A 17,665-nucleotide genomic window follows, 5' to 3' on the forward strand; every position below is an offset into this window, starting at 1 on the left:
ATTAAAGGCTAATTATGCAGTTTGTTTGTCCATCAAACCCGGTTTCTGGCAACCCGTGCTTCCAGGAGTATATCTTCCTTTACAATCGTGACTTGATTCCGATTTGTGGTATGTTTTGTTGGCGAGGGGATTTTTTAGGACAATGTTCGATATGAAACGTTTAAAATTAAAATCAATGCTGGCGGCGGCGATCGCGATCGCCTTTTGTTTAATTGCGATCGCCAGCTACGCCCAAGCCAACAAGACTTTAACACTGGCGACTTCCCCAGACTACCCGCCCTATGAATTTAAAGATACGGCTGTTAGCGGCAACGAAATTATCGGTTTTGACATCGATATTGCCAAATATATTACTAAAAAATTAGGCTACGAACTGAAAGTAGTTGGCATGGATTTTAACGGCTTAATTCCCGCTTTGCAGGCGGGAAGAGCCGATTTTGTGATGGCTGGAATGACTCCCACAGCAGAAAGGAAAAAAAATGTTGCTTTTTCTGACCTTTACTACGAAGCTCAAAATACAATTGTCGCCAATAAAGGCAGCAATTTGACCAAAGCTGAAGATTTAGCCGGGAAAAAAGTAGGCGTTCAACTCGGAAGCATTCAGCAGGAAGCTGTGAAAAAAATGGCCGGGGTGCAACTGGCTCCTCTGAATAGGATTCCTGACATCATTCAAGAAATTAAATCGAACCGCATCGCCGCAGGAGTGATCGAGGATACAGTCGCTACGGGTTATGCAGCAGCGAACCCGGACTTGGAATTTAACACAATCCCGAATACTGAAGAAAGCGGTTCGGCGATCGCCTTTCCGAAAGGTTCGAGATTAGTTCCAGAATTCAACAGAGTCCTCCAGCAAATGAAAGCCAGCGGTCAAATTAAGGAACTAGCTACTAAGTGGTTTTCTCGACCAATTCCGCAAGAAACTGCTCAAGCAAATCAGCCTGCGGTAGCGTCAAACTTCGGGTTAGATTTTGGCAAAATCTTGCCGAGTCTGCCTTATATTTTGTCCGGGATTTGGGTAACGCTAACTTTTACCTTGCTGTCGGCATTTCTCGGATTTATCTGGGGAATCGTCCTGTCTCTGTTTAAGATTTCTAGCATTAAACCGCTGTTTTGGTTGGCCACAGCTTACACCTCAATTTTTCGAGGAACACCGCTAATTTTGCAGTTGACTTTAGTTTATTTTGCAACGCCCCAGCTTACGGGCTATAATATATCTGCGCTGCAAGCTGGTGTGATTACTTTTTTCCTGAATTCTGGGGCTTATATTTCCGAAACAATCCGCGCGGGGATTCAAGCCGTAGATAAAGGTCAAAAAGAAGCCGCAGAATCCCTTGGCGTTCCCTACAAACTGATGATGGGCGATATTATCTTGCCGCAAGCGTTGAAAAATATTTTGCCTGCATTGGTGAATGAAAGTATTGCTTTGCTGAAGGATTCAGCTTTAGTTTCAGTAATTGGCGTAGAAGACTTGCTGCGCCGCGCTACAATTGTGGGAGCAGAAAAGTATATTTACTTTGAACCTTTGATATTTGTCGGCGCAATTTATTATTTGATGGTGCTTAGTTTAACTTGGGGGGCCAATGTACTCGAACGTAGACTCCAAACTAGCAGTTAAGGTCGATCGCCTGTATAAATCTTTTGGCAATCTGAAGGTTTTGCGCGAGATAACTACTGAGATTCATAAAGGAGAAGTGATTGCCATTATCGGCCCTTCGGGGTGCGGGAAGTCTACTTTTTTGAGGTGTTTGAATTTACTGGAAATTCCGACTTCGGGACACATATACATTGACGGGGTGGATATTACTTTGCCGAAGGCAGATATTCTGAAAATCCGCCAGAAAGTGGGGATGGTTTTTCAGCATTTCCACTTGTTCCCACACATGACTGTGCTGCAAAATGTGATGTATGCGCCTGTAAAGGTGAAGCAGGTGGCTAAGGATGAAGCGCGTCTGAAGGGGTTAGAATTGCTGGAAAAAGTGGGTTTGTCAGATAAGGCTGAGGTTTATCCTTCTAAGCTTTCGGGGGGACAAAAACAGCGGGTGGCGATCGCCCGCTGTTTGGCTATGGAACCGGAGATTTTGTTGATGGACGAACCGACTTCTGCACTCGATCCAGAGATGGTTAAAGAAGTGTTAGATGTGATGAAAGCTTTGACGAAAACGGGCATTACAATGGCAATTGTAACTCACGAAATGGGTTTTGCGCGGGAAGTCGCCCACCGGATTTTGTTTCTGGATGGGGGAAAGGTGGCGGAAGATGTGCCGCCGCAGGAGTTTTTTAGTAACCCTCAGTGCGATCGCGCCAAGCAATTTCTGGAAAAAATGCTTTAATTCATATAAGGATTAGAGTTTTTAACCGCAGAGGACACAGAGGACACAGAGAGAGTTAGAGGAGAAAGAGAAAGTTGCGGTAGGGTGCGTCAGGTTGGAGATGCTCGATCGCCACGGAAAGTATAATAATTTTGATCCGATGATTAACTTGGTAATTCTGTTAGAAAAAGGAGAGAATTCTTTGAATCACCTGGGTATTAAAATCTTTCGGAAAGCGGTGTCTTTCCTGAGCGTGATCGAGAAAGAAAGTCTTGGGATAATAAGCAAGACCGGCTTCCATCTCGCTAATCTTTTCTAATAAGGGTTCGATGCGATCGATTTTGTCGGGATGGCGATGTTGGATGAGAGTCGCAGCATTCCTAAAATGCCGCCCCTCATCCTGCGTCACCAAATGTCCTACGCGAGCAAAGCCCTTCCCATAGTGTTGGTAGAATTCCTTAATATCCCGGTGATAAGACCACACGGAACCCATTTCGTCAAACATTAAACCAACTAGAATGGTGAATTCGTTCTCAATCAGAAACGAGATCGGTTCGAGTTCATGCACCCGACTCTGGTTTTTTTGGTCGATCGCCTCTGGGGACAAACCTGATACCATGTGATAGACCTTACGTAGAGCCACGTAGTGCCGTAATTCGTCTTGCAGCCAAAGTTCGATCGCACTCATGAATTCTAACGAGAACTCCGAACTGCGAGAAAGCAGATGCTCGTAGAGTGGCTGACTGTCTCCCTCAGAGAACACATCTCGGCTCAGGAGATCCATAAATCCAGCCTGAATTGTAGGCGCCACTTCGGGAATTTTAAACTCATCGGCAATAAATTCATCTACACTCCACTCACTGCTAAGAATCGGAATTCCCCGGACATCATGAGTTTGTAATTTCATAGTTTTTCTGATTAGAAGTTAAGTATTCACCAGACGATCGCTCACGATATGCGGAACGATTAAGCAATGTCGTCCGGTGATCGGATTGGTATCTCCGCGCAATACGATGCCGGATGGAGTATCGCCGACAATCCAGGAACCTACGACGAAGTGGTAGCCAAAATATTCCGGCAAGGGTTGATAGGACTGAATAATGAATCCTTCGCGATCGTAGCCCATCGCCTCGCGGGCGTGAACGGCTCCGGCAACAAAATCGCCTGTTTCAATAGAAACCCCAACACCTTCTAGACCGACGAGGGGCTTTTTGACGTGCATTTGGGTCAGTAATGCTGTGGATTCGATCGAGATAGTATCTGTGAAGAAAGTGGGTAGCAAGAATTGAGCGTAAACTGGGTGGTTGCCAAATAATTCCCACATCCACACCATCGATCCTTTATTGCTTAAAATCTGTTTCCACAGCGGTTCAATGATTTTCACGTCCCCTGCTATCAGGCGCGATGCTAGGGCTTCATCTGCGTTAAAGGATTGGCTGGCGAGTTGCAAATCCAGCCAATCAACGATTTTCCACAGCCGCATGATCCGATTATTGAATTGATCGACAAAAAATCCTTCTTCATCCACGCCCAGATGGTTACGCAATCCTACAAGTTGGGTAAAAAAGCGATCGTTTCCCAATTCTTGATTAATAATTTCGACCAGTTGTCCTGCCATCTCGGTATCTTCTGACAGATGCTCGTCAATTAACAAGCTCAGACCGAACTGCTTTAAATCATAATGACGGCTTAGAGTGCGGAATCGACCCGCAACTTCGTCCCAAAAGTTGTTGAACTGATTGGCATCGTTGGGAAGCGATCGCAAATCTCGGCTTTGTTTTTTCATGTCCTCTAACCACAGCCATTGATAGACTGTTTCTGCACCCAAGAGAGGAGTTTCGCCGTTGATTTCTAGAAGGCTAATTTTTCCATCTTCAGTGACGGCAAGATCGAAACGGGTATAAAGAGACATATCTTCTGCTTCGTCAACCCGATCCCACGAAACCTGAATTGCTTCCCAGAAAGCAGGGGGAATAGCAAGTTTTTTCATCCGATTTTCTAGGCCATCAGCGGTGAAAAACCAGTCCAAAAACTCCCGACACATATCCCAAAGAGCCTCAGTAGCATCCCAGATACTCGCCTCTTCCTGGCGCGAAAACATCACCCCAAAGGGACGGTCTAAGGCTTCTGCCCAGTAGCGTTGGTTGATGTCTGCAAGAGGCTGACATTGGTAGGCGTTATCTAATACGTGCTGCTGCCAGTTGCGTCGTCGCTGAAACAAAAAGGGATACATGGTTGAAGCGCCTTGCTAGTGGTGTGGAACTCAAGGATCTACAAAAACAGAGAAAAGAACTAGAGAAAAAATAGTTGTGGGATGAATCGCCGCTCAAAAATGCTTGCATTCTATCAATTCCGGCTGCGCCGAAATGATATCAAATCCGCGCTTCTAAGTCGGGCGTAAAGTCGAATCCCGATGCCAACAAATAATTCGCGCAATTTTCATTTTTTTGACCCCTCCTTCTACAGTCAACAGTCAACAGTCAACAGTCAACAGTCAACAATGATAAGGAGTGCAACCGGAATCGATGTCATTTGCCTCCGCTTCCCAAAGGAGCCGTGGAGCGGACAGAAGTACCAAAGCTCCCTCGTCCCTTGATGGTTCCGCGAGCTGCGTGGCCTGCAGGGCGATTTGGGGTGTCGCCACTGGAGGAAAAGTAGGGAGAATCTAGCGGTATGCCCGGTAGGGGACGAGTAATCTGGGTTCTATCTGGAGTTACAATTCCGATGTTGGAGCGGTAAACGGGTTGCACTGGATAAATCGTGTAGGAGCCGCCGTTGACGCCGTTGACAACTGTTGGAGGGGCATCATCATCGACATCATCGGTGAAATAGAAGCCGCCGAACTCTGGTCGCCATCCGGGGGTAGCAACGCTGGAATTCGATACCTGCGAGCAAATGCTTGCTGTGTCTTCTTGGCATTCTGGCTGCGTGCGATACACAGGCGTAATGCGTTCGTATTCCTGCATTGCGTACCGGAACTGGGCCTGACACTGCTCTTTGGTGAACCCGTTGCTTTGGTTAGTCGCATCTACAATACATTGCTGTTCGGATTCGTAGTAGCGTACTTCGTTGGGTTGGTGCAACATGGTATAAGCAAGATAGCCTAATCCACCGATCGCCAGTACACCTGATGTAATTAGAAGGTAACGAATTGTTGTCGTTCGATTGTTGTTATGAGTCATGGCTAACCGGAGGTTAGAGTCATTATTTCAAAGAACCTGTAATGTGCTGCCACTGAGATAATTGGATTTACACGGTCAGCCAAAGTTCAAGTAATTTACCTAAATCTGTGAGTTGGCACTCAGGACTTTGATTATAGCTTTTACTACATTGCCCGATTTAGGGATTCCTCGAACGCAGCAAATTATATTCCTCAAATATTTTATTTCAAATTCGCCTTTTTTGACTGCGCTGATTTCGCTGGCGATCGAGTTTAGCTAAAAATGCACCGGAAACATCCGCCAGAATGCTAATTATCCGATACAAAGCCACCGCACTCAGAATTATACCCGTAGAAAAGCGATCGGACAGCAGGGCGATCGCCGTTGCTTCAAATACTCCCATTCCCCCCGGTGCTCCCGGTACAACTAAACCGACAACAAACGCAAAACAAAAAGCACCGAACAAGTTGGGAATATTGCTAAAGTTCACCGGAGTTAAAGCCGTTACAGTTAGCAAAAATCCGCAGCCCCGCAATCCGATAAAACACATTTGTCCGATTAACGGCACTAAAGGATAGCGTTTAATTGGTAAATTAATTTTGCGGTTAGACTTGACATTCGATGTTTTTTTAGCTATATTAGAGGTAGACTCTGTAGGAAAATTTAGTTCCTCGGCGACAGCCTCCTCAGCCTTTGAATTTTCCCCATTGTTCTTGGATAACTTCAACCGCTCTACCAAGAGAACGATCGGATTTAAAATTCGTGGATGAATCGCGGTTAAAATGGCAGCACAACCGACAATCCGCAAAAACCAATTGAATTTGTCAAAACAAATCAACCCAATCAAAACGCCAGCCGAAGCCATCAGCAGCGGTTCCAGCAACACGCTGAGAGTAGCAGCTTTGGGGAAAATTCCTGCCTTTTTTGCGTCCAATATTCGACCCCAAAAATGCCAAATATTCCCCGGTAAATACTTGGCAATATTAGTTTTGAGAAAAACTTGAATCGCCCACGCTGCCGTTACAGGTTGGCGGAATTCCCGCAAAATCAACATCCACACCCAGCCGACAAAAATTAGAGAAAGTAAAGTGACGCCAAGGGCGATCGCCAGTAGCGGAAAACTTTCGGCTCGAATTTGGATATTCGCGACTTCTCGCCAGTGAGTTAAAAAAGCTTTGGCAATAAATAAAAACGTCCCGCCCAAAATCAAATAGCGCAAATAAGGCTTTAAATGCGATTTCGCGATGTTCAAAAAATTCTGAATTCGATGCAATTGTGGTTTTCCCATTTTTTGATCCCGATTTTGAATTTGGGATTAAGTTATAATCTTTTAGATTTTATATTTTAGAGAGGGTAAGGCGGAATTGTCGTTGATTTACACGGCACGATATGACGGAATAAAGCTGTTTAACCTAACTTGTGCAGACCTCTACAGACTGTTCGTAATGCCCGCATTAAAGACTATCTAGGGCGTTTTTAACCACAAACTTAAATTTAAAATCTAAAATTTAGATCGATATACCTCACTAGGAGTACATTTCTATGCCCGGCCCGAGCCCTGACGGTTTTTCCTATCTTTTAGATGATAGCCCCAACAGTTTCGCCTTGACTCCGGGCTTTTTGACTCCTTATCCTAACGGATTTTTTGCCCTCGGCGGCAACGATTTTATTGTCGGTTCGTCGGATGCCGAAATAATTAGCGGCGATAATGGTAACGATCGCATTCTCGGCGGCAGCAATTCCGATACGCTCTTAGGGGGTGCAGACAACGATGTGCTTAACGGCGGTGTCAACAGCGACATCCTGTTTGGCGATGCCGGCAGCGATACCTTGCAGGGAGGTAAGGGAGGGGACGCCCTCAACGGTGACTCCGGCAGCGACGTTTTAGTGGGCGATGGGGGTACAGATACGCTGACAGGCGGTTTGGGCCCAGATACCTTTGTCCTCCGCAGCGATTCCGCAGTCTCCGATCCGGCTGTGGCAGACGTTATTACTGACTTTAACAGTTTTGTGGATTCGATCGGACTGACTGACAATCTTACCGAAGCTGACTTGATTCTCGAAGAAATATCGATCGCCCCCGGTATTTCCAATACATTAATTAAAATTCGCCAATCCAATGCTATTTTAGGCTTGGTAGCCAACGCATCTCCACAAGACCTCGCCTCTACATTCATCTCTGCAACTACCGTATTGGGCAACCAACTAGATCAAGCTCGCGATTTAGGCGTTTTGGGCGGCACTCAAACGATCGCAGACTCGCTTAGCAACGCCCGGCCAGACGGTCTTTACCGCTTTACTTTGCCTGCAACTAGCGACTTTAAATTAACTGTCAGCGGTTTGACGGCGGATGTTGACGTTGCTGTGATTAAAGATCTTAACAGCGACAATTCTATTGACTTTACCGATATTATTGCTTCTTCTCAAGAACCGGATTTATCGCCGGAGTCGATCGACATCGACGGTTTAGCCGCAGGAACTTACTTTGTCCGAGTTTATCAATACCAAGGCAGTACAAATTTCTCCCTCAATCTGTCTGCAACCCCGGCAACTGTTTTTACTAACAATGCGAGCAACTTGCAGGGTTTTGACTCTCGTTTTGGGTTCGGTTTGGTGAATGCAGCAGCGGCAGTTGCTAAAGCTCAAGGTACTGCAACTTTTCCTGATGTTCCCGACTTGGGTGGCGACGAGTGGGGCAGAGATTTAATTAAAGCTCCAGAGGTTTGGGCCCAGGGCTTGACTGGAGACGGAATTGTGGTGGCAGTTATCGATAGCGGTGTTGACTACAATCACCCGGATTTGACGGGGAATATTTGGAGCAATGCGGGGGAAACCGGCGTTGATGCGATCGGTCGCAATAAAGCTAGCAACGGGGTTGATGATGACAACAATGGCTTTGTTGACGATTTCCGGGGATGGGATTTTGTCAACAACGACAATGACCCGATGGATGATAACAATCACGGCACTCATATATCGGGTTTAGTTGCTGCGAAAAAAGATGGGGTTGGGATTACTGGAACGGCTCCTACTGCAAAGATTATGCCTTTGAAAATACTCGATAGGGCCGGGGTAGGTAAAATTCGGGATGAAATTAATGCGATTAATTATGCGGTGGCAAATGGAGCGAAGATTATTAATGTGAGTTTGGGCGGCCTACAGTTGAATGCTCAAGAATTGGATGCGATTCGACTGGCTGAAGCTCAAGGCGCGATCGTGATTTCGGCGGCAGGAAATGATGCTCGCGCCCAAGCAGATTATCCAGCTCGGTTTGCCAATGAGGTAGGAATTGCTGTCGCTGCTGTTAACCGAAATGGCTTGTTTGCGGATTATTCTAACCGGGCGGGTTCGGAGGCAATTAATTATTTTGTTGGTCCGGGCGGCGACGGTGGCACGGCGGATTCTGGTGACATTTATTCAACTGTGCCACTTTCTGAACCGGGGATTCCCTATCGATATGTTGCGGGTACTTCAATGGCAGTGCCACAAGTATCCGGCGTGATAGCTTTAATGTTACAAGCTAATCCGAGTCTGACTCCTGCTGATATTAAGAGGATTCTTGCAGAAACTGCGAATCGAGCGGTTTGAATTGGATCTGGTGCGATCTACAATCCTCAATCTTCTACCAATTATTAAAAGCAAACCGTGGGGACACGGCATTGCCGTGTCCTACTCCCCGCGCCGGACATGGCATTGCCCTGTCCCTACTGACGCTTCCGTACAATCAATCTGTATAACTACTTTTGGGAATTGGTATTAAAAATTGGCGGCGTAAGTTAAGTCAAATTGGCGGCACAGGGTGATGCAACAATAGCTTGGTCGATCGAATACTAACTCGTAATTCATCTGACCGTCTATTTTGGTGATCGGCTGCTTTAAGGGGATGCCCTGAATGTCGTATTGGCGGCGTTCTAAGGCACTCCAGTCAATAATTTTAATGTCGATTTGGTTCTGCAACTCAGTTGCGATCAGATATAGGTGCATCTTGTCTTGAACTTTCCCAGTCAGGGGTACTTTTATTAACACTGACTGGGTGACGAGGGGTTTTTGGTCGTTGGGATGCTTTTGGGTATGGCAGCTTTTGAGTTCTATATCGTAAGGTTCTACCTTGAATTTCTCTCCACTGGCGATCGCAGATGAATGCAAATCTTTCAGGCACTTTTCTAGGTGAGGGATCAGCCCTAAGTCTGGATCACACAGCAGTTTGCGAATATTTGAGGTTTCAGTGACTGTCATTGTAGATTTTTGATGTTATGTTTTGATTCTTAACTTCTAGGTTAGCGCGAAAAGCAGCCCTATTCTACTCTACTCGCGACATACTGCCCAAAAACGCCGTTTCTTGGCAGTATGTCGCAGTTAACAAAACATTTTTTGGCAGCAACCAGTTTTTTTTGCCTTAATCCTTTCAAATTATTTTTTGGTAATTTTCCAGAGATTGAGCTCAACATTAGCGTCAGCCGGATCTATTTGATAGTTTTGTTGCTGAATTGCCGATCGCAATGTTGAGGACGGTCTGTATAAAAACAACTCGCTGAAACCGCGGGGAATTTGCGGGGGTTGCGGTTTTGCAAGTGCCAATTCTCGATTTTTGTAGCAAGAAGTGTAACACCGGGGTTCTATTAGCAGTTTGACGTTGGGTTCTAGGTAATAACTTAAAGGCATGATATATGCGATATTGGCATCGCTGATAATTAGGGGATTGCTGGCTTGATTGACACTCCCAGCTACTTCCACCGCGCGCAACCAACCGCTGCCTTTATTCCACCAAATGTTTGCCTGAGAACTAACTCCACCGGATATAATACCTGCGGAAAAAACTGCAACTGTAACTATTTTCCACAGTTTTTGCTGTTTGAAGTTCTCCAAATTGTTACTAATTTTCGCAGACAGCAGGTAAGCCACTGCTATCTGAATTCCCACATAACAAGGAACTAAATATCGCGGATTTGCCGATCGCCTGCCGCCTTTAAGTATATCCGGCAACGCTAAAAATATAGCGGTTGTCGCAATTAATAACAATACCATCAACCACACTCGTTTTGGTGTTTTTCTGCACAGAAAATAAAGGGCATAGGCGACTAAAGCTAGAATCATTGTGGCAACAGGAACTAGCAAGGCTAGTTGTGTGGCGTTGGCAGTTCCATCAATGCCAATATCAAAAAATGCTATGGTGACGGAACCAACCCACCTGCTGACTAATCTTAAGAAACCTGTCTGTTCAGCCCATGCTGTTGTGCTTCTAACTTGATTGAAGTTTTCTACAGTATTTACGAGGGAAGGCATGAAGCCTATCAAAGCGATTAAAGTTGCTACATAATAGGAAATGAAGGTTTTCACATCGCGCCAGTTGGCAATGACTGCGACGTAGATTGCGTGGGCTGCGGCGACGCAGACAAATAACAAGTGGGTGTACAATCCCAGTGTTGCTGTGCCTGCATAAAGCGCCCTGGAAAGAACGAGGGCGAGAGCATTTTGATTTGCGTCAGGCCGCATTGCTCGCAGCAAGGCTGCACTGGATAAAATAGTAGTTAATGTCCACAAACTGTACTGTCTTGCTTCTTGGGCAAACAAGATGTGGTAGGGAGAAATTGCGAAAATTGCGATCGCCATCCACCCTACTACTGAAGATTCAAATAACTCCCAAGCCAGCCAATAAACTGCGGGAAATACTAGCAGGCTAATCACGGCGGCCAAACTTCTCATTGCTGAAACGGAACTGCCGAACCATTGCGCCCAATATCGCGCTAGTACATAATACAGAAGAGGGTGTTGGGGGTCTTCTGTTGCTAAAGAATTCAGGGTATCCTTTACAGTTTTTTCGGAATTTATCTGCTGATATTTTTGTAAATCCGCAGGCGAGGTTATTTTTTGGTACGAAATTTCTTTGATTAGTTCGACTTCGGTGTAGCCAGAAACTCTCAAAGAAGTATATGTTTCATCTATCCAGTAAAATTTGCGATCGAGATTGGCGAAGCGAAATAAAATACCTATGACTAATACGGCTATAATTAAAAATCGCAGCCACTTGTCAAGTGAAGGGTTGTGAGAATTTAGTCGATCGCGCTCTTTGGTAGATTCCATTTTATAACTAGCTAATCTCGCACAAATTTTTTCTGTTACCCCACCCGTAAGGTGCGCTAGGCGCACCCTACTAACTTAACAGCCAGAGAGAGGATTTCAGTCCTCACTACGAACAAAGGAATGATTAATCATCCACTCCTTCAATCGGCGCAAAACCTTGCCGCTGAATATTTTCGGTTATGGTGCGGGGTTCGAGGAATTGCAGCAAATAATCCGGGCCGCCAGCTTTAGAACCAACTCCCGAAAGTTTGAATCCTCCGAAAGGTTGGCGCGATACCACAGCGCCGGTGATTCCGCGATTGATGTACAGGTTTCCGACTTCAAAATCGGATGCGGCTCGATCGATATGCGAAGGCGTGCGAGAATACAATCCGCCAGTTAAAGCAAAATTCGTGCCGTTAGCAATCGCAATCGCTTCGCTGAAATTCTTTGCCCGAATCACTGACAAAACCGGACCGAAAATTTCTTCTTGGGCGATAGTTGCTGTGGGCGATACTTCCGTAACAATGACTGGGCCGACAAAATAGCCGGTTTCCGGTGCGGGCATTTCTAAAGCTATTTTAGCTTCGGCGCGGCCTGTTTCGATGTATTCGCGGATGCGCGAATGGGCATTTGCATCGATCACAGGGCCAACTTGAGTGCCGGGATTTTCTGCTGCGCCGACATTGAGCGATCGCGTCGCTTCTACCAATCTTGCCACAAAATTATCGTACACCGATTCGACCACAATTACTCGCGAACAAGCGGAACACTTTTGGCCGCTGTATCCAAATGCCGAATAAACTACGCCTGCAACTGCTTGGTCTAAATCCGCACTTTCATCGACAATAATTGCATTCTTGCCGCCCATTTCAGCAATTACTCGTTTCAGGTGTTTTTGTCCAGGCTGCAAAATCGCAGCATCGGCATAAATCTGACAGCCAACTTCCTGAGAACCGGTGAAAGTAATCATGTGAACGTCAGGATGTTTCACCATGTAAGCGCCCACGGTTGAACCTTTGCAAGGCACGTATTGAAATACGCCTTTGGGAATGCCCGCTTCTAGCAAAATTTCTGTGATTTTTGCTGCAATTACTGAGGAAACTTCCGCAGGTTTGAGTAAAGTACAATTACCAGCAACCAGCGAGGCAACTGTCATGCCGACAGGAATTGCGAGGGGGAAGTTCCAAGGCGAAATGATTAAAGAAATGCCGCGCGGCTGATAGGTGTAGCGGTTAGTTTCTCCGGGAATGTCGTAATTTTTCCCTTGTTCTAACCGTTCCATTTCGTCGGCGTAATAGCGGCAAAAATCTATAGCTTCGGAAACTTCGGCATCGCATTCTCTGACGGGTTTGCCGACTTCAAACACCATCCAAGCTGACAGTTCGTGCCGCCGCTGTTCCATCAACTCTGCGGCTTTGCGGAGGACGCCTGCGCGCTGGCGGACGGGGGTTTTCCGCCAACTGGTAGAGGCTGATTTTGCTGCTTCAAGGGCTTGTTTGGCCTGTTCTTCGGAAAGCAATCCAATTGTGCCAACTACTTCTGTGGGATTGGAAGGGTTGAGGGAATTAACTGTTGCTTCAGTATTTTGGTACTCGCCATTGATTAGGGGTAAATAGGTTTTACCTAAGTTGGCGCGCACTGATTTGATGGCTGTTTCTGCTTGTTGCCGCAATTTGGTATTGGCGTAGTCGGTATCGGCAACGTTGGGAAATACTTTGCTGTAAACTAGCTGATCATTTCCATTAGCAACTGGCGCGGCTAACAATTGTTCGATCGGGATTTCTTCGGAACTTTGCCGGATGAAAGAACTGTTGGCGGTATTTTCCAGCAAACGGCGGATCAAATAAGCCATTCCCGGCAGCAAATCGCCGTAGGGGCAGTAGACTCGAACGCGATAACCCCGATCGACCAAAAGCTTAGCCAATTTGTCGCCCATGCCATACAGCACTTGCATTTCAAAGCGGCGGCGCGGTATATTGAGAGTTTCGGCAATAGCGATCGCCCTCGCTTGCGATCGCACATTATGACTGCCAATAGCTGCATACAAATATTCGTGATTTTCTAGCAGCAACTGCGTCATCTGCTCGAAATTGGCGTCTGTAGTAACTTTGTCATTGTAGACCGGCTGCGGCCAATCTTTCTGCATCGCTTTGATAGTTTCCTGATCCCAGTAAGCGCCTTTTACCAGCCGCACTGTTACCGGATTTCCGCGTTTTTTTGCCCAGGAAATCAGGTTTTGCAAATCTTGGGCACTGTCGCGCAAATATGCTTGCAATGTAATTCCGATATCCGTGCGACTGCGAAACTCTTCCTCTAACAATAAGTCTTTGAGAATTGTCAGAGTTAAACTTTTGTAGGCATACTGTTCCATATCGAAATGAACAGCAGCGCCCAACTCCTTCGCGCGGCGCAGTAACAGGCGAATTCTCTCGCTTACTTTCTCTTCGCTACCTTTAGCATCCAACGGGTCAAACTGAGAATAAAAAGCCGTTAACTTTACCGATACTTGCACTCGCGGCAGAGTTTCGCCCTCTGCTTTGTCAATTGCATCTACCTGCGGCCAATTCTTCGCTGCATTGGCGAGTTCAGCCATCAATTCCAAATAGCGGTTAAGATAAATTTCCGCCTCAGTTTCAGTGATGACCGCTTCCCCCAAAAGGTCAACTGTAAAACCCATTTTATCTTTGCGAAGTCGCTCTAAAGTTTTAACTACCTGCTTGATATTTTCCCCAGAAATATACTTGTGCGCCAATGTTTCCACAGCAGGCGCAACCGTCGTCGCCGCCAATTGTCCAGGAATCGACTCAGCGTTAGTAAAATTGAGCAATTTTTTCAAAGCTTCGGGCAATTCTACCTCTTGGGCCGTCAGGTATTCTTGCAAGTGGCGGGCAATTTCCGGCTTGCTGCGGAGTGCCGGCAAACAGTCGATGAATCGAAACAATTGCACCCGCAGTCCGGGGCTAGCCATCGCCCAATCCATGAGTTTGTCGTCCCAGCGCATTTGGTCTTGGATTTGCCCGAAAAAAGAGCGCTTTTTCTCTTGAGTTAGACGCAGGATTTCTTTGGCAATTTCCTGGGTTTTTGCTTCGTAGATGTTTTCAGATACTTGTGCGATCATTGGTAATAAGTAATTTGTAATTTGTAATTAGCAACAGGGGGGGCTTATGTATTTTGTAACTACCCCCTGATACAATTATAGTTGCTATTTGACTTCTATTTTAACTTGGTAGTTTGCTTGGCGATCGCCTGAAAGTTCAATAGTATAATCGCCGCTACTGGTTAGTTGAGCTTGCCACTGACCTGTGCTATCAGCAGTACCTAAATTTTCACCGTTAGGAGCAATAATTGCTGCGCTAACTTGACCTTCTTGAACATTTATTGTCATGCTTTGGCCGCTATTGCACTCCAGTAAGTAGCGCCTGGATATGTTGGCTCGCAAACTATTGCTCAGAGTAGTTCCCGTAGCACCGGCTTGAAAGTAAACTCGCTCGGTTACAGGGGTTTCAACCGCAGCGGGAGAAGGAGAAGGAGAAGGGAACGGCAACGGCGACGGCGAGGGGGAAGCTTGTTGCGGAACGGCAGACAGAGAGGGGATTTGAGTGGGACGGGGCGACGGAGGGAATGTGGCTGGCTGTCCATTTCCAGGGGCTGGGGGAAGTCCGGGCCGACGGTTGACGGGTGCTGTTGCGACAGGGGGAGGGCTTTCGGGGAGGGGTACGTCAGCGGGTAGTTTGATTTGAAGGTTCGCTCTTTCCTGATACATTCTCCACGCTAGCAAACTGCCGAGACTAAGGACGGCACCGACTAACATTCCGCTGAGAAAAACTGCTAAGATTTGCCACGAGCGAGCTGGTTTGGGTTCGGAGTTGGCACTTGGAATTGTTGGACGCGGATAACTTGCAAGTTGAGTTGTTTCCGGCGCGCTATCGGTGGCAATTGGAATTGTTTCGGCTTCGTCGATTGGCGCTGAAATATCTTCGGGCGCGGCAATTTCAGCGGGAGTTTCTACTGATGCGGAAGTTGAATCGGCCCTGGCAATTTCACTGCGATCGAACTCATCGTTGGTAGGGGAAATTGTTTCCGGTGGCTGAGTCAAAATTTGTTTTTTTTCCTGTTCGTCGCTCATGGGGCTAAATTTATTTTACAAAGACCGCTTTTAGACATTTTACGTTACTGGTGCGATCGCCTGCACTGCACCAATACAGCACGGCTATTGACAAAATGCCGTCCGTGTCGCTCGATAAATCTATCTGCTGGGGCGATCGCAATTTACCAACTTTCGGTAAATATTGAGCACAAATTGCGATCGCAACTTACTACCGGGTTCAATTATTAGGCAAAGACTGCCAAAAAGGCCGGTCTTCTGGCTTCCTCACAGTATTCGTCGCCGACTGCACGTTTCCTTTCAATTCTTGATAATACCTGTCATCAAGAAAACTAACGCTGACGCCAGCAGGAAGCAGCAGTTGGCGCAATCTTTCCTGAGTGTAATCTACACCCTCAATCATTGGCCCGCGCGGATTTGAAACTAACAATTTGCCGTTAACTGGCACCGAATTGACCATATTAGGCCACCAAGCATAACCGCTGTAGCCAAACATCACCGGGACTTGAATAATTTGGTCGTCTCGCAGTAAAAATTCTCTTTTCAACTTCTCTATAATCGGATTAAGTTTCTGATTTTGCAAATAGAGATTGTGTTGAATTAAAGCGCGATTTTGCAAGGCGGCGCTGACAGTTGTTTGAGTGCTCAAACCGCGATTGATTGTCACATCGCCGTAACCTCTTCCCTGCAATTCTTCCAACAGCTTAACTCCGGCTTCGGGACTGGCGATCGCCATTACATATTGTCCGGGAGTTTGAGTGGGAATAAAATTGATAATTTCATCGACTTGGCGAGTCAAAAGCCAAGAAGTATCAATATCCACTGGCGGCCCTTGAATTCTCTGAGCTTGAATAAAATCAAGTACCTCTGGATTAAAACTAGCATTTCCAGAATTCCCGTAATAAACTCGACCCATTGGGTGTCCGGGAATCGGCGGTGTCACCTGCAAATTGCCGTATCCGTCAGACCACTGACTTACAGGGTCTAAAGAACGTGGATTGCCAATTTTTACTACTTTCCAATCCCGGTTTTGAGTTGATTTAAGAGGCGGGTTTTTCTCTGGCTCACTATTGCTTTTTAGGGCTACATTAAACTGGCGTATCTCCGATTCTTCGGGGAGTTGAACGTATCCGTTTTTCTGGGTATCTTGCATCCAAGTGCGATCGCCTTGGAGAATTTTTACCTTAGCGCCCGTGGGTTCTACTGCTTGTTTTAGTTGCGAGATAAATTCGCTGTTTACAGAGCCTCTGTCGCTGACCTGAACTTCGGTTACTGGTGCTGTATTGGGCGCTATCATCCAAGGACTAACGCCCATTTGAATAGTTGTGGAAGCGATTTCTTGACCGTTGTTTTGGGCAGTTGCTTTGAGATTAACAGTGCCGTTCCAATTGCGACCGGCAAATTGTTTGGCTTCGACACCTAAAACAATATCCGTGCTGAAAACTAGAGGTTTAGCACCGGATATATCTACAGGTTGCCAGCCGTCGCCCGTCTTCTGAAAAACGCTGATGTGAGGGCTAGCAATGCTGTCAGCCGTGATAAATAACTGAGAGGTTTTGAAGTTTTCAGACAGGTTTAAGTTAACTTGAGAAAGCATTGCTGCACGGCGGGGAGCCATAACTTTGGTTTGTTTCCAAGTCGGTATCTTGCCGCGATCGTTATTGCGATCGTTAAATAAAATTAACGCGCCCTTGGACAAAGACCATTGTTCTTTTCCGGCTTCGTCTTGCTCGTTAATTTGACCATCTCTGTTGGTATCTCCCGCAAAGAAAAAGTTCGGCGGCGACGCAGCAGGCGTAACTGGGGCGGGAGTTGGTGTTAGAGTTGATTCAGGAGTTGGTTGAGAAGTTGCTTGCTGATTTCTCTCTAACTCTTGTCTTTCAAGTTCTTGTCTGGCTAATTCTTGCTTTTCAAGTTCTTGTCTTTCAAGTTCTTTCCTGGCTAACTCTTGCCTTTCAAGTTCTTGTCTTTCAAGTTCTTTTCTGGCTAACTCTTGCTTTTCAAACTCTTGCCTTTCAAGTTCTTTC

12 protein-coding genes are annotated in these 17,665 nt (G+C 46.3%); 3 read left to right on the forward strand and 9 right to left on the reverse strand.

Features of this window, described 5'->3' with window-relative positions:
• The first annotated feature begins 151 nt into the window (after nt 1–151).
• Both QUB33_RS01835 and QUB33_RS01840 read left to right on the forward strand, forming a co-directional pair.
• Nucleotides 152–1,615, forward strand: a complete 1,464-nt coding sequence (locus tag QUB33_RS01835; protein ID WP_333346445.1) for an ABC transporter substrate-binding protein/permease — start codon at nt 152–154, stop codon at nt 1,613–1,615.
• Nucleotides 1,581–2,330 carry an amino acid ABC transporter ATP-binding protein gene (locus tag QUB33_RS01840; protein WP_333346448.1) on the forward strand — a complete coding sequence of 250 codons (750 nt, stop codon included), beginning with the start codon at nt 1,581–1,583 and terminating at the stop codon, nt 2,328–2,330. Before QUB33_RS01835 ends, QUB33_RS01840 begins: the two co-directional genes overlap by 35 nt.
• Nucleotides 2,331–2,490: 160 nt before the next feature.
• Here QUB33_RS01840 and QUB33_RS01845 read toward each other — a convergent pair whose 3' ends face one another.
• The 4 genes from QUB33_RS01845 to QUB33_RS01860 form a co-directional block, all read right to left on the reverse strand.
• Complete coding sequence (locus QUB33_RS01845; RefSeq protein ID WP_333346451.1) at nt 2,491–3,216, reverse strand: hypothetical protein; 726 nt, start codon at nt 3,214–3,216, stop codon at nt 2,491–2,493.
• 18 nt (nt 3,217–3,234) lie between these two features.
• Nucleotides 3,235–4,542, reverse strand: coding sequence for a glutathionylspermidine synthase family protein (locus QUB33_RS01850; protein WP_333346454.1), 1,308 nt, complete (start codon nt 4,540–4,542; stop codon nt 3,235–3,237).
• Nucleotides 4,543–4,837: 295 nt separating this feature from the next.
• A complete protein-coding gene (locus tag QUB33_RS01855; RefSeq protein WP_333346458.1) occupies nt 4,838–5,491 on the reverse strand; it encodes a DUF1190 domain-containing protein in 654 nt (217 codons plus the stop codon).
• A 205-nt stretch (nt 5,492–5,696) separates the two neighbouring features.
• Nucleotides 5,697–6,758: a UPF0104 family protein gene (locus QUB33_RS01860; protein ID WP_333346461.1), complete on the reverse strand. Its 1,062-nt coding sequence runs from the start codon at nt 6,756–6,758 to the stop codon at nt 5,697–5,699.
• A gap of 254 nt (nt 6,759–7,012) precedes the next feature.
• On the opposite strand from QUB33_RS01860, the gene QUB33_RS01865 reads away from it, so the two are divergent.
• A complete protein-coding gene (locus tag QUB33_RS01865) occupies nt 7,013–9,058 on the forward strand; it encodes a S8 family serine peptidase (RefSeq protein WP_333346463.1) in 2,046 nt (681 codons plus the stop codon).
• A gap of 168 nt (nt 9,059–9,226) precedes the next feature.
• Here QUB33_RS01865 and QUB33_RS01870 read toward each other — a convergent pair whose 3' ends face one another.
• From QUB33_RS01870 to QUB33_RS01890, 5 genes are all read right to left on the reverse strand, one after another.
• The gene (locus QUB33_RS01870; protein WP_333098060.1) at nt 9,227–9,706 is read right to left on the reverse strand and encodes a hypothetical protein; all 480 of its coding nucleotides are present in this window, start codon (nt 9,704–9,706) and stop codon (nt 9,227–9,229) included.
• A 174-nt stretch (nt 9,707–9,880) separates the two neighbouring features.
• Complete coding sequence (locus QUB33_RS01875) at nt 9,881–11,551, reverse strand: glycosyltransferase family 39 protein (protein WP_333346467.1); 1,671 nt, start codon at nt 11,549–11,551, stop codon at nt 9,881–9,883.
• A gap of 124 nt (nt 11,552–11,675) precedes the next feature.
• Nucleotides 11,676–14,651: an L-glutamate gamma-semialdehyde dehydrogenase gene (gene pruA, locus QUB33_RS01880; RefSeq protein ID WP_333346469.1), complete on the reverse strand. Its 2,976-nt coding sequence runs from the start codon at nt 14,649–14,651 to the stop codon at nt 11,676–11,678.
• Nucleotides 14,652–14,735: 84 nt separating this feature from the next.
• A complete protein-coding gene (locus QUB33_RS01885) occupies nt 14,736–15,659 on the reverse strand; it encodes a hypothetical protein (protein WP_333346473.1) in 924 nt (307 codons plus the stop codon).
• Between the two features lie 199 nt (nt 15,660–15,858).
• Nucleotides 15,859–17,665 (reverse strand): protein-arginine deiminase family protein (locus QUB33_RS01890; RefSeq protein ID WP_333346476.1); only part of this gene is annotated, 1,807 nt, incomplete at its 5' end.

It is taken from the genome of Microcoleus sp. B3-A4 (assembly GCF_036705385.1).
Lineage (GTDB): Bacteria > Cyanobacteriota > Cyanobacteriia > Cyanobacteriales > Microcoleaceae > Microcoleus.

Bases quoted from the DNA above. Each gene is read 5' to 3' on its own strand.
- QUB33_RS01840 (WP_333346448.1), top strand. From the start codon at position 1,581: ATGTACTCGAACGTAGACTCCAAACTAGCAGTTAAGGTCGATCGCCTG.
- QUB33_RS01875 (WP_333346467.1), bottom strand. From the start codon at position 11,551: ATGGAATCTACCAAAGAGCGCGATCGACTAAATTCTCACAACCCTTCA.
- QUB33_RS01845 (WP_333346451.1), bottom strand. From the start codon at position 3,216: ATGAAATTACAAACTCATGATGTCCGGGGAATTCCGATTCTTAGCAGT.
- QUB33_RS01865 (WP_333346463.1), top strand. From the start codon at position 7,013: ATGCCCGGCCCGAGCCCTGACGGTTTTTCCTATCTTTTAGATGATAGC.
- QUB33_RS01855 (WP_333346458.1), bottom strand. From the start codon at position 5,491: ATGACTCATAACAACAATCGAACGACAACAATTCGTTACCTTCTAATT.
- QUB33_RS01835 (WP_333346445.1), top strand. From the start codon at position 152: ATGAAACGTTTAAAATTAAAATCAATGCTGGCGGCGGCGATCGCGATC.
- QUB33_RS01850 (WP_333346454.1), bottom strand. From the start codon at position 4,542: ATGTATCCCTTTTTGTTTCAGCGACGACGCAACTGGCAGCAGCACGTA.
- QUB33_RS01885 (WP_333346473.1), bottom strand. From the start codon at position 15,659: ATGAGCGACGAACAGGAAAAAAAACAAATTTTGACTCAGCCACCGGAA.
- QUB33_RS01870 (WP_333098060.1), bottom strand. From the start codon at position 9,706: ATGACAGTCACTGAAACCTCAAATATTCGCAAACTGCTGTGTGATCCA.
- pruA (WP_333346469.1), bottom strand. From the start codon at position 14,651: ATGATCGCACAAGTATCTGAAAACATCTACGAAGCAAAAACCCAGGAA.
- QUB33_RS01860 (WP_333346461.1), bottom strand. From the start codon at position 6,758: ATGGGAAAACCACAATTGCATCGAATTCAGAATTTTTTGAACATCGCG.